10 protein-coding genes are annotated in these 13,749 nt (G+C 43.6%); 2 read left to right on the top strand and 8 right to left on the bottom strand.

Annotated features, from left to right (window positions below; genetic code table 11):
• Nucleotides 1-35: 35 nt before the first annotated feature.
• The 8 genes from D7Z94_RS10130 to D7Z94_RS10095 all read right to left on the bottom strand — a co-directional run bounded on the left by D7Z94_RS10130 (nt 36) and on the right by D7Z94_RS10095 (nt 10,434).
• Nucleotides 36-554, bottom strand: coding sequence for a DUF7935 family protein (locus tag D7Z94_RS10130; RefSeq protein WP_120711443.1), 519 nt, complete (start codon nt 552-554; stop codon nt 36-38).
• Between the two features lie 83 nt (nt 555-637).
• The gene (locus D7Z94_RS10125; protein WP_120711442.1) at nt 638-1,414 is read right to left on the bottom strand and encodes a hypothetical protein; all 777 of its coding nucleotides are present in this window, start codon (nt 1,412-1,414) and stop codon (nt 638-640) included.
• A 41-nt stretch (nt 1,415-1,455) separates the two neighbouring features.
• Complete coding sequence (locus tag D7Z94_RS10120) at nt 1,456-3,027, bottom strand: FMN-binding glutamate synthase family protein (protein WP_120711441.1); 1,572 nt, start codon at nt 3,025-3,027, stop codon at nt 1,456-1,458.
• Between the two features lie 26 nt (nt 3,028-3,053).
• Nucleotides 3,054-4,280, bottom strand: a complete 1,227-nt coding sequence (locus D7Z94_RS10115) for an amidohydrolase (protein WP_120712012.1) — start codon at nt 4,278-4,280, stop codon at nt 3,054-3,056.
• Nucleotides 4,281-4,435: 155 nt separating this feature from the next.
• Nucleotides 4,436-6,157 carry a c-type cytochrome gene (locus D7Z94_RS10110; protein WP_120711440.1) on the bottom strand — a complete coding sequence of 574 codons (1,722 nt, stop codon included), beginning with the start codon at nt 6,155-6,157 and terminating at the stop codon, nt 4,436-4,438.
• A 106-nt stretch (nt 6,158-6,263) separates the two neighbouring features.
• The gene (locus D7Z94_RS10105; RefSeq protein ID WP_120711439.1) at nt 6,264-7,502 is read right to left on the bottom strand and encodes an amidohydrolase/deacetylase family metallohydrolase; all 1,239 of its coding nucleotides are present in this window, start codon (nt 7,500-7,502) and stop codon (nt 6,264-6,266) included.
• A 13-nt stretch (nt 7,503-7,515) separates the two neighbouring features.
• Complete coding sequence (locus tag D7Z94_RS10100) at nt 7,516-8,778, bottom strand: amidohydrolase/deacetylase family metallohydrolase (protein ID WP_120711438.1); 1,263 nt, start codon at nt 8,776-8,778, stop codon at nt 7,516-7,518.
• A gap of 27 nt (nt 8,779-8,805) precedes the next feature.
• The gene (locus D7Z94_RS10095) at nt 8,806-10,434 is read right to left on the bottom strand and encodes an aminotransferase class V-fold PLP-dependent enzyme (RefSeq protein WP_120711437.1); all 1,629 of its coding nucleotides are present in this window, start codon (nt 10,432-10,434) and stop codon (nt 8,806-8,808) included.
• A gap of 216 nt (nt 10,435-10,650) precedes the next feature.
• Here D7Z94_RS10095 and D7Z94_RS10090 point away from each other — a divergent pair, with 216 nt between their 5' ends.
• On the top strand, nt 10,651-12,978 hold the full coding sequence (locus tag D7Z94_RS10090) for an ATP-dependent helicase (RefSeq protein ID WP_120712011.1): 2,328 nt from the start codon (nt 10,651-10,653) through the stop codon (nt 12,976-12,978).
• A 148-nt stretch (nt 12,979-13,126) separates the two neighbouring features.
• Complete coding sequence (locus D7Z94_RS10085) at nt 13,127-13,747, top strand: L-threonylcarbamoyladenylate synthase (RefSeq protein WP_120711436.1); 621 nt, start codon at nt 13,127-13,129, stop codon at nt 13,745-13,747.
• Nucleotides 13,748-13,749 lie beyond the last annotated feature (2 nt).

Here is a 13,749-nt window from a genome sequence, read left to right as displayed (position 1 = left end):
TGGCATTGCATTTGGCACAGCTCATACAAAACTTATTACCAAAGTTCTCCAATTTCCTTTTTTACAAAAGAAAGAGCTGTAGCCGAAGGGGATTGTTTGTCCATGGTCTGATTTAAGATATCCTCACGAAGTTTATCCGAAGAATCCGTATCGCTCAGTGCCGCCTTTCGGATCATTTGGATAGTTGCACTTTTGGCCGCTTTGATAATATTCCAACATTCATCCGTCATATAGATTTGTTGGGAAAGATTGTGGTCAAATTCATTTTCAATGTTCTTGATCAACAAAGCTTCGTATTCGTTTTTATCTGCGGATTTTGGCGAAATCCGTACCACTAAACTTGGAATTGCAATACGTTCTAAAAATAGGGCCATACGTTCATAGGCCTGAAGCCGTATAGGCAAGGTGTTTTTTTGGGAATCCTTGTGCAGTAGAAATCTTCTTCTACCTTCTTCATTGTTGGTGTGCAATCGGAAAAAGTAAAAAGCAACTGCACCAGTTACAACAGCGGGCAATAAATAAGCGAACAATTGAAAAATTCCGTCTCCGGTCATAGGTGTGGTTTGTCAGTTTATTGCTTGTAGAACGAATCAATTCTATAAAAAGTATACCATTTTTAAAACTGGGATCTTACCTCCTATTTCGAATTCTTCATTTTCTCCTTTACCATGAGATAGAACGCATGGTAACTTGGATGCAACTTAAAGCTAATACCTTCTTTGAGATTCCCATCCCGACCCAAAGATGTAAGGCGTTCCGGAGCAATGGCAAAATCCTTTTGCAGAAGAGAGGCTATTGTTGATGCCTGTTTTCCGGGCAAGTCCAAATCACCTGTCATGCTGAGTCCCTCAATGGTCAGGTTTATATCAGGGTTAACATTTAGAATAGCCGCAATTTTTTCTATCCAAGCTTTTCCTTCGTCGGTTAAGGTGCTTTCCGTATCTGAACCAAACAAAGAGGAAAGGCCCGAGGATATGATTACAGTTCCATTGGAAACCGCAATTTTTGCATTTTCTCCCAAAGTTTGTTTGGCATTGGTTAGTACTACAATGGCCGTGGAGTCATTTTTTGCAATGGCGTCCTTCATGGCCTTAAGCTGGCCTTCCTTTGCTTGAAGGCTCGCCATAGCGCTATTGGCTATGTCCGAATTCTTATTGGAAACTTTCGCAAAATTATTCAGGTTTGTAAGCAAGGTGGCATTTGCATCTTGTAGTTCATTAACCTGAGTTTCCAGTGCTTCGGCTTTTACAACGCTGGCCTTTTCAATTTTTTTCGCTGTAAAAAGTTCAGTTTTTACGGAATCCAGTTCCGATTTCAAATTGTCGATTTCGGCAATCAATTCGCTTTTACGTTGTGCAGTGACTATGGAAACCGTACTAAAAATAAATAAGAGGGTGAGTAATAATCGCATCATAGATTATTTGGATTTAGCTTATAACCGCAAAAGTAGGGTATTCATTGATTTCCTGAAAATACCTTTCCACCTAAATAGTTGCAATCCACAAGTTCTTGCATGCCTCTAAAGGGTACTTGGGTCTTTTCATAGCCATAGGTCAATTTCAAATCGCTATGCAAATAATCGTCGTCCACGTTCACATGAATATCTTCCATGGTAAATTCACAGGGATGTTCATACCCTGCCGCATGCGTGATTTCCAAAAATTCTTTCCGAAAAGTCTTAAAGTATTGGGCCAATCGATCAGCTTTAAGGGGAACACTAATTCCGCGTTGCAACCACTTGTTTTGCGTAGCTATTCCTGTTGGGCATCGGTTGGTATGGCAGACCTGGGCCTGAATGCAGCCAATACTCATCATAGCTTCCCGGGCCACATTAATGCAATCTATACCCATAGCAAAAGCCATGGCTGCCTTCGCAGGAAAACCCAGTTTTCCACTTCCTATAAAAACTAGGCGACTTGTTAGGCCTCGTTCTTGAAAGACCTTGTATAAACTAGAGAAACCATATACCCATGGTAATGAAACATGGTCCGCAAAACTGGGGGGCGCCGCTCCGGTACCTCCCTCGCCACCGTCAACTGTAATGAAATCGGGCCCTTTTCCGTTTTTCTTCATAAGGTCGGCCAATTCCTCCCACTGATCTAATTTTCCAATAGCTCCCTTTATACCTACAGGAAGTCCGGTTCCTTCGGCAATTTCTTCTATCAATTCGATTAATTCTGGCACCGATGAAAAGGCAGAATGTGTTGCTGGCGATAATACATCCTTCCCAATTTCCACACCACGTATCTGGGCAATTTCCCTACTGATTTTGGCTGCTGGTAGAACCCCACCTTTACCCGGTTTAGCACCTTGCGAGAGTTTTATTTCAACGGCCTTGATACACGGATTTTCGGTAGTTAACGAAATCAATTTGTCCAAAGAAAAACCACCTTCCGTATTGCGTACCCCAAAATATCCGGTGCCAAAATGGAAAACAACATCCCCACCTTGTTTATGGTAGGGGGAAAGGCCTCCTTCCCCAGTATTATGATAAGCTCCACTTTTGGCAACGCCTTTGTTCATTGCCTCCACGGCAGCGGCCGAAAGCGATCCGAAACTCATGGCTGACACATTGATGACCGATGCTGGCCGGTAGGGTTTCTTTCGTTTGTTGAATGCACCTATTACTTTGGCGCAGGGCAGAAAGGTCTTATCCTTAGTATTTGGATGATTTTCGGGGACTTTAAAAGCTAAAAGCCGATTTTTGATGAAAATGTGTTGATGGGCATAAATATCACGGTCCGTTCCAAACCCTTCATAGTTGTTCTCTTGTTTGGCGGATGCATAGATCCAGCTTCGTTCAATGCGGTTAAAAGGCAGCTCCTCGCGGTTATTGGCCACAAAATACTGCCGCATCTCCGGACCGATACTTTCCAGCCAATAACGCAAATGGCCGACAATGGGATAGTTATGTGTGATGGTATGCGTACGTTGCAAAAATATATCGCGAATTGCGACGAGTCCTAATACAAATATAACCCATGCCCACCATGGGATGGTGTTAACGAAATCAAGAAAGGAATCCATTCATATAGTATTTAACGATTTGAGATTCATTGATTCAAATAATCAATGCTCATTTCGGCCAAGGCTTTTACACCCAATAACAAGCCGCTTTCATCAATTAAGAAATCCGGAGTGTGATGTGGGAATGAACCAACATTCCCAGGGGTCATTCCTCCTAAGAAAAAGAAAAACCCCGGAACTTCCCTTTGGAAATATGAGAAGTCCTCCGCGATGGTAACGGCTTTTTGGGACTGAACATTTTCATCTCCTGCAACCCTTTCAAGCGTAGGTAACATTTGCCTAACTAAATCCGGGTCGTTGTAGGTTATGTCGGTGGCATCCTTGATTTCTATGATAGCTTCCCCACCATAAGCTTTTGCAATATTGGGCACCATTTCCTGCATCCGCTTATTTACCTTTTCCTTCATGGCATAGTCCAAGGTTCTGATGGTGCCTATCATTTCCGCACTTTCTGGAATTATATTAAACCGGATACCACTTTTAATCTTGCCAACAGTAATTATGGCAGCCTCTTTAGTAAGCTCTACTTCTCGGCTGATAATTGTCTGGAGCCCATCAATAATCTTTGCACTTATCAGAATGGGGTCAACACCGGACCAAGGTTGTGAACCATGGGTTTGTTTTCCTTTTACTTTAATGGTAAAGCTCTGCGCCGCGGCCATTGCACCACCGGATTTGTATCGAATCACTCCAGCTGGTATCTGAGATCTTATGTGAAGCCCAAAAATGACATCAACTTTAGGGTTTTCGAGAACTCCTTCCTTGATCATTAAGGCGGCACCTCCTTCTTCTCCGGGTGGTGGCCCTTCCTCTGCGGGTTGAAAAATAAATTTTACCGTTCCTCTTAGTTCGTCCCTTTTTTGAGAAAGTACCTCTGCCACTCCCATTAAAATTGCGGTATGGGCGTCGTGACCACAGGCGTGCATTACTCCAACTTTTTCCCCAAGAAATTCTGCGGTAACCGTAGACTTAAAAGGCAAATCATTTCTTTCCGTTACAGGAAGCGCATCGATATCCGCCCGAAGCGCCACCACCTTACCTTTTTTTTTGCCCTTTAAGATACCAACTACTCCTGTATGGGCCACGTTGGTTTGTACGGTTATCCCCAAGGATTTTAAATGATTGGCGATTTTCTCCGCAGTTTTAAATTCCCTATTGGAAAGTTCCGGGTTTTGATGAATATCCCTTCGCCATTCAATAACTTTATCAGCTACCGCTTCGTATTCCTTTTCCAGCTCTTGAGCATGGACCATTGTGGCCATACCCAAACAAAATGCTATAAGACTGGCTATTTTCATTGAAATTTTAGTTTTCTAAATAGGGGTTATGCATCAATTTTATTCTATTGAAGTAATAGTTTAAGAAATATAAAATATATACTTGATCAACAATGACTTTTAGTTTCTATCTAATTAGACATTTCTGAAGTATTCCTAACCATTTCCACTTCTCGTGTGCTTATGGAATCCGCCTTGTTGCCAAAACTCTGCCGAATATAAGTAAGTATTCCGGCAATTTCTGCATCCCCTAAAAATTTATGTGCCGGCATTACGCCATTGTAGATTTCCCCATTCACTTCAATTTCGCCCTGAAGTCCGTTAAGGATCACATTTATCAACCTTTTTTTATCACCGGTGACCCAATCCGTTTGTGCCAAAGTCGGAAATCGGCCAACGGCACCCATGCCATCTTGTTGATGACAATTGCCGCAAAAGGTGTTATACGCCTTTTGACCACTATCCAAACCTCTTTGAAGGTCATCTTCCACTTTGTCCGGGGTTCGAATATGGGACACGGACTTTCTTTTTTCCATGGAATCCAGTTGGTCAGGATCGAAACGCCTTTTATCACCCTTGAACATCACCCGCCAAATTTTCCCTTTTTTTGATTCTGTAATGTACAGGGACCCATCCGGTCCCTCGGCCAGTCCTACCGGACGATAATGGGCATCCCTAGTATTTACGATGGGGTCTACTACAGGAAAACCATCGGCAAACACTTCCCATTCCCCTGTAGGTAATCCATTTTTAAAGGGCACGAAACACACAAAATAACCGGATTGGGGGTAAGGGGCTCTGTTCGTAGAGCCATGGAAAGCAATGAAGGCCCCATTTTTATAGCGTTCGGGAAACTGATCTCCTTCGTAGAATAGCAAATCGTTGGGAGCCCAATGCCCAGGAAAACCCATTACGGGCAAATCCATTTCCCCGCAACGACCTACAATCTGACCATCACCTCCATATTCCGGGGCCAACACTTTTTGTTCCTGCATCTGATCGTAATAGCAGTATGGCCATCCGTAGTCCGCACCTTCCTCAATACGTAGAAACTCTTCCGATGGAAGCACCGCGCTTTCCCATGGTGTGAAACGATCTGGAAACAGGCTATGTAGGTTATCCCTGCCATGCATCACAATATATAAGTGGTTGTCAACGGTATTCCAATCCATGGCCACTACGCTGCGGATACCTGTAGCGATTCGCTGGCCATCTTTTTGGGTCAATCCCGTTTTATTGGCATCAAATCGCCATACACCACCATGCAATTCCAATTCCGGACATGGATCCAGACCTGTTCCCCCAGGGGAACCATTCGGAGTCCCGTCAAGATCCTGACAGGCATTTGAAGGTGTGCCAAAGGGGACGTACATAAATCCTTGATTATCAAAAGAAACCGGTTTGGTAATGTGCCAATGTACCCCATGGGGATGATCATCGGTAAGGACTACTTCTGGTTCGCCATCGGGAATCAATTTTCCAGGAGTCAATTTGTAGCGATACAATTCCAGGGCCGTACTAAAATAGATGTAGTCCTTGTGGAGCGCCATACTTGTTCCATAAAGGCTACGCTTTGAATCTACCCCTCCGAATTTTTGTATGATATCGGCCTTACCGTCGCCATCGGTGTCTCGTAGGGCCACATTACCACCATAAATACTGTCCGAGGAACTCAACTTTACATAAATGTCCCCATTTGAGTTCACGGCAAGATGTCGGGCTCGGCCTATACTATCGGCCACGACCAGGGCCTCGAACCCGTCGGGAAAATATAGGCCGCCGTTGTCCGGGTCACTTAATGGTAAATCGATTTGAGAATCACATTGGTAAAGGAACAGGAAAAGTACAACCATGGGTATTATTCTCAAAATAGAAGGAAGTCTGAGTAAATAGCTATAATCACTTTTCATAGGTGCATTCGCCTTGTTATTTTGACTTATCACGATTAATCCCCTAACATTATCGTTGGAAAAGAGTGGCTGTTAGTCCGTTCAGGTCCCAAACTACCTTACCGGCCCGAAGGGTCAATTCTGCTTCCAATTTTCGATTTCCGTTAATTCGATTTCCAGCAGCGTCCACATAACCGAATTTACCTTCTTTTACGCTTAGCAGAACGATATCCGCGTCCGCTCCAATACTTAGATTTCCCAAATCTTCCCTTTGGATGGCCTTTGCAGGATTCCAGCTTCCGCGAAGAAGCACTTCTTTTAAAGGCATGCCCATATTTAAATACTTGGACATAACGTTGAGCATGTCCTTCATACCAGCGTTCATACTAAAGCGATGAAGGTCCGTACCAAAGGTATTGGGCCAAAACCCCTGTTCCAAGGCGGGTATGGCCTGATTGAACCAGAAACCGGCACCACCGTGGCCCACATCAAACAGAATTCCTTTTTTTCGAGCCTCAAAAACCATGGGTAGTACATTTCCAGTTGTATCGACAACCGGTCTGCGCTCGGAGATATTCTCAAAGGAATGGGTAATAATATCTCCAGGTCGCATGCGGTCAAGTTGGTCCTCTAATGAATATTGGGGTAGATGGCACTCCACAAAAAGCGGTCTATCCGTATCGGATACAACTTGCAGAGCCCTTTCAAAAGGTTCCCAGGTCTTTTTTTCAAAGTGACCTATTTTCATACCTACGATAACATCGGGATGCTTTTCTACCATCCCAATAGCTTTGCTTACATCCATGGTAGAAACATCCTGTTGTAGGGAGTCTCCTGTCATTCCCCAACCGGCAATATTCAAAAAGGCCAAGACTCGGGTCTTGGATTGGTCTATTACCTGTTTTTTGAACTTTTGGAAATTACGCCACCCTGAGGTCCCGGCATCCACAACTGTAGTAATACCCGCTCGGAAGGTAAAATCATCGGGGGATAAGCTATAAATACCATCCGCAAATACCCCAGGGGTACTGCCGACGAAAACATGGGTATGGATGTCGATCAGACCTGGACATACATACATGCCCGTAGCATCGACTGTCTTTTTTGCATTTTTTACAGCTATATGATTTGCGACTTGATGTATTTTGCCGTTGGCAATGGCTACATCCAATATGGTATCCAATTTATTTTTTGGATCGAAGACGTGACCATTTTGGATCAAGAGGTCTATTTGCTGCGCTTGGAGCGCTCCAAAGGCAGAAAACAAGAAAAGGGCCAAAGCCCTTTTTACGGCTTTACCCGAAAACATATGAAAAGAATACCTATTTTTCAAAATCCACTGCCCCTAGGCCATTTAAGTCCCATACAATTCTTCCCGCGCGTAACGTAAGTTCGGCCTCTAGTTTTTTGGTGCCCTTTATTCTTTTGCCTCTCACATCCAAAAAACCGAAATCCCCTTCCCGCATCTTGAATACGGCTATATCAGCCTCGGTACCAACACTTAGATGACCCAAGTCCGGTCTGCTGATGACTTGGGCCGGGGCCCAAGTAGCTCGATGGATTACATCGGTCAATGGTACTTCCATGGCCATAAACTTGGAAAGTACATTGGTCAAATCTTTCATACCGGCATTCATGCTTTGGGTATGCAGGTCACTACTGATAACATTAGCTAGAAATCCCTGTTCTGTGGCCGGTACGGCCTGTCTCCAGGAAAAAGCACCACCTCCATGACCTACATCAAAGATAATTCCTCGCTTCTGTGCTTTGAAGACAAAGGGTTTTACCTTTCCTTCCTCATCCACAATGGTCTCCCGTTGTTTGGGACCATACGAATAGCTGTGTGTAAAAATGTCCCCGGGCCGCAGGTGTTCCATAAATAAAGATTCGATGGAGTTCGGAGGATCTTGCTCCCCGAAATCCACCATTACGGGTACTCCGGCTCTTGTACCCGCCTCAACGGCGAGGTCTACTTGTTTGAAATCGCCCCAGTAGTGTGCGGCCTTTATACCGACAAGAATGTCAGGAAACAGCTTGGATATGCAATGCGCGGTCATAACAGGGTTCATATCCGATACATCCTGCTCCTCAAACCTACTGCGCATTCCGGTTCCCACAATGTTTAATAATGCCAAAACCCTGGTTTTCGACTTGTCTATCGTTTGCTCTTTAAAAAGCTTGAAATTACGCCATCCGGAAGATCCCGCATCCACAACCGTGGTTACCCCGGACCTAAATGTAAAACCATCCGGCATTACACTTGTGGCACCATCGGCAATGTAAGCACCCGGCTCGTTCCCCATAAAAACATGAACGTGCATATCTATAAGCCCCGGAGTTACATAAAAACCCGTAAGGTCAATGACTTTTTTGGCACTTTTAACGGAAATGTTGGTTTTGACTTCTGTGATCATACCATCGGCAATGCCAATGTCCATAGGGCTGTTGACTGCATTTTTTGAGTCGATCAAATGTCCTCCCTTTAATAAAATATCAAGTTTTTGCCCTTGAAGATTAAAAATGGAAATCAAGAAAAAAAAGAGGAAACAGGAGCGTACGGTACAGAATTCTTTTTTATTCGGCATGATATTAACTAATAGACTTTATATTCATTATGTTGCCAAGGGAGGGCCGCCAGGAATAACAATTGGAGTGTTTTTTTCGCTATATTTTGAACGTTTGGCCGTGAATTTGGCCGTTAGATATTCGCCTAAAAATATGGATCCCGATATCGATTCATTTGAAACTTGCCCCGAAAACCAATAGCTGATATGATTTCCTGGAATTCTATAGTTACTCCTTAGTTTTACGGAGTCCTCTTCGACCATCCCCATAATTTCCTGCATTGCAAAATCACTTTTATGAAGTCCTTTGATCCAATTCCCTTTTTGTTCCAGGAAGAACATATGTGTACTCTTGCTACTTAAAAAATCGATGTTTACCTCCCAATGTCCTGTCAGATCTACCTTTGGTTCGGCCAACTTGTCCGAACGTGGAGACCTTTTCTTAGACAAGATACCATGCAATCTTTCCGCTACTACTTTTGCATTTCCGGGACGCATCTGATTGGGTGTAATATTAATTGATGTTTCACTCTCGTTGCTGGAGCTTCCAATGGCAATCCTAGGTTTGTTCCGTGCTACTTCTTCGGCTACCTCGTCACCTGTGATATGCAATTGAGTTGGATTCCATTTTACATGAAGTACGGGGGCAAGGTTGGAGCGCCCCTGAGGTTGCTTTATCTCGGTAGTAATCCCTTGGATTTTTTCCATTTTTTTTGAAATTTCCTCCAACCAGGAAATCCAAGTGGCCCATTCCTTTTCATGATCCCGTGTGGTCCATGCTTCTACAGCAGCAAGCATACCCAACATTTCTTCTTTCCCTACCTTGTTGTCCCTACCGGGACCATGATGTGGAGAGCTTGCCTGCCATGCAGACATTAATAAGTCTTTATCCCCCAATAGCAGACCAGCACACTGTGGACCGCAAATAGCTTTTCCACCGCTGTAGGCAACAACGGTTGCACCTCGTTCCAAATGAACACAGGGTATAGTTAGGTTCTCAGCCGCCGCATCCAACAAAACGGGCACTCCATGCGGCTTGGCAATTTCTACGATTTTCTCCAAGGAAAGCGGTTGACCTTTTTCGGAACGCCTACCAGAGTTAATATAGATCATTGCGGTTTTGGAATTTATGGCCCGCTCCATCTCTTCTGGGGAATCTACCATAACTACGGTAACACCCACATTACGGATGGCATGGTCGTATACGTTTCTGGAATATCGTGGAATGATAACTTCAGTTTTATCCAATTTCTCCAAGTTGGGAATTTGAATGAGTTTTTCGGGATTCCCGCCTGCTACACACGCAGCGGTTACATGCTTAAGTCCTGCAGCGCAGCCGGCCGAAACCATACCCCAATCGGCCTTGGTCAATTCGGACAATCGCTTACCGATTCCATAGGCCAATTCATCGTATTGTACGAAATATCCTGAAGCTGCTTCAATGGCTTCAAGTACTTCGGGCCTTTCCGTTGACCCTCCCAAAATGGTAAATGTTCCACGACAATTAATTATAGTATCTATTCCTAGGCCTTCGTAAATGGATTGGGTAGGGGAGAACAAATTTTTGTTCATAAGGGAAGGTCCTTGCGCTGTATGGCCCAAAAGGGATTCACTGGCTAAAAAGCTTCCGGCTATGGGCATTACACCCAGATGCTTCATAATTTCTCTTCGATTCATGACTGAACAGTTGTGGTATATGGGAATACCTTTTGAGTTTTTTAAATGTACTAAAAAAAGAAATCGGTTTTCTAATTAGCGAATGTAGGTATACTCGTAAAACTAGTACCAATCATCTTATACATGGCAAGTATGGCTTTTGTTTATAAATCCAGAAAAGATCATTTTAGGATGAGGGTATTTATGGCTAAATTCACCTTCTTAAATTACTTTAGCTTGGAGACGTTTTTAGAGGAACTCAACGAGGCTCAAAAAGCTCCGGTCCTGCATAAGGATGGCCCACTCATGGTCATTGCCGGTGCAGGATCTGGAAAGACACGGGTTTTAACGTACCGGATAGCGCATCTGATGGATCAGGGCGTGGATGCGTTTAATATTTTGGCCCTTACCTTTACGAATAAGGCCGCCCGCGAAATGAAAAAACGAATAGCCCATATTGTGGGTAATTCCGAGGCCAAGAATCTGTGGATGGGCACCTTTCATTCCGTCTTTGCAAAATTGTTGCGCTTTGATGGCGACAAACTAGGTTATCCCAGCAACTTCACAATCTATGATACACAGGATTCCCAACGATTAATTGCGTCGATTATCAAGGAAATGGGATTGGATAAGGATATTTATAAATACAAGCAGATACAGAATAGGATATCCTCCTATAAAAATAGTTTGATCACTGTAAAGGCCTATTTTCAAAACCCCGAACTACAAGAGGCTGATGCTATGGCCAAAAGACCCAGGGTAGGGGAGATTTATCAGAATTATGTGGATCGTTGCTTTAAGGCCGGAGCCATGGATTTTGATGACCTATTGCTTCGTACCAACGAACTGTTGAACAGGTTTCCTGAAGTATTATTAAAGTATCAAGATCGGTTTCGATATATTTTGGTAGATGAGTATCAGGATACCAATCATTCGCAATATCTCATCGTAAAGGCCTTATCCGATCGGTATCAGAACATCTGTGTAGTTGGCGATGACGCGCAGAGTATCTATTCTTTCCGCGGGGCCAATATCAGTAATATCCTAAATTTCCAGCGTGATTATGATGAGGTGGCCGTATACCGTTTGGAGCAAAATTATCGGAGTACAAAGAATATTGTAAATGCCGCAAATTCTATCATCGCCAAGAATAAAAATCAGTTGGAAAAGGTGGTATGGACGGCCAATGATGAAGGTTCCACTATAAAAATACATCGAAGCATTACCGATGCCGAAGAAGGTAGGTACGTGGCAAGTTCTATTTTCGAAAACAAAATGCAAGAACAATTGCCCAATGGTAATTTTGCCGTTTTGTACCGTACCAACAGCCAATCCCGTGCCATTGAAGATGCTTTGCGCAAAAAGGATATCCCGTATAGAATCTATGGAGGACTTTCCTTTTATCAGCGAAAAGAAATTAAGGATGTGTTGTCCTATCTCCGTTTGGTCATCAATCCCAAGGATGAGGAAGCGCTAAAACGAATTATCAATTTTCCGGCACGGGGTATCGGGCAGACCACCTTGGACAGATTAACGGTTGCCGCCAACCATTACGGTCGCTCTATTTTTGAGGTAATCGAGAATCTTGGTAAAATCGATTTAAAAATCAATGCCGGTACAAAAAGAAAACTAGAGGATTTTGTGACGATGATCAAGAGCTTCCAGATCATGAACGAAAATGCTGATGCCTTTACCCTAGCGGAACATGTCGCCAAGAAAACGGGGATACTGCTAGAGTTCAAAAAAGATGGTACTCCGGAGGGAATTGCCCGGATGGAGAATATAGAGGAACTGTTGAACGGTATCAAGGATTTTGTAGAAGGGCAAAAGGAATTGGCCGATGCCAAGGGAGATCTTACCGAGTTTTTGGAAGATGTTGCCTTGGCTACAGATCTAGATAAGGATACGGGTGATGATGACCGGGTCGCCCTTATGACCATTCACTTGGCCAAAGGACTGGAATTTCCCTATGTCTATATTGTTGGGATGGAAGAGGACCTCTTTCCTTCTGCCATGAGCATGAATACACGAAGCGAGTTGGAAGAAGAGCGGCGACTGTTTTATGTAGCCCTGACACGAGCGGAAAAACAGGCCTATTTGACCTATACACAAAATAGGTATCGATGGGGGAAACTTATTGATGCCGAGCCCAGTCGGTTTTTAGAGGAAATCGATGAAAAATATATCGAAAACCTGACCCCGATCGAGAATACCTATCGTTTTAAACCTTTGGTGGATAACGCTATTTTTGGGGAAGTGGATAAAAGTCGGTTACGGCAGTCAAAGCCTGTAAAAGGGGAACCACCAAGTATACGTAAACCCAATGAAAATCAACTTCGTAAATTACGAAAGCTAAAACCACAATTGGCAACCCCTGTGGGTAACACCAATGTTGTAGATTTAAATCTGGCGGAAGGCTCTTTGGTAAACCATACGCGATTTGGCAAGGGCAAAGTGTTGAAAATAGAAGGTGCGGGTAATGATAGGAAAGCAGAAATCCAATTTGAAAAAGGCGATATTAAGAAACTTTTGCTTCGTTTTGCCAAGCTGGAAGTGCTATCTTGATATTGGGTTACTCCTAAAAATCAAAGAAAATATGCCAAAAGAATACTTAGTATCGATTTTTATGAGCTTGTTCCTGTTGGGGTGTGGACGATACCATTTTTCCAGCAGTAGATTATGTACGCGTTTACCAAGTTAAATAAGTGGCCTCATGGCAGAGTTCATTAAGATATACGAAGCTAATCCTAACCCCAAGGAGATGGAAAGGGCCGTAAACATCCTCATAAAGGGAGGGTTGGTAATTTATCCAACGGACACCGTATATAGCTTAGGTTGCGATATCACTAATTCCCGGGCTTTGGAAAGAATAGCTTGGATAAAAGGGGTAAAACTGGCCAAGGCCAACTGGTCCTTTGTGTGTGCGGACTTGAGTAACCTTTCGGACTATGTACGGCAGATTGATACGGCCACTTTTAAAATCCTAAAGCGAGCCCTTCCTGGTCCTTATACCTTTGTACTACCCGGTAATAATAATCTGCCCAAGGATTTTAAAAAGAAAAAAACTGTTGGGATACGGGTGCCGGACAATACCATTGCCAGAGCGTTGGTTGAGGGTTTGGGAAATCCGATCGTTTCTACTTCAATTTATGATGAGGATGAGGTACTGGAATATACCACTGATCCCGAATTGATATTCGAGAAATGGCAAAATCAAGTGGATTTGGTTATCGATGGAGGTTATGGTGGTAATGTAGCTTCTACGGTAATCGATTTGTCACAGGGAGAACCCGTCTTGTTGCGAGAGGGTAAAGGAGACCCTGATATTTTTTAAAG

The sequence above is a fragment of the Ulvibacterium marinum genome (assembly GCF_003626755.1).
In the GTDB taxonomy this organism is placed as follows: domain Bacteria; phylum Bacteroidota; class Bacteroidia; order Flavobacteriales; family Flavobacteriaceae; genus Ulvibacterium; species Ulvibacterium marinum.
This window is presented reverse-complemented; position numbering and strand designations above follow the sequence as displayed.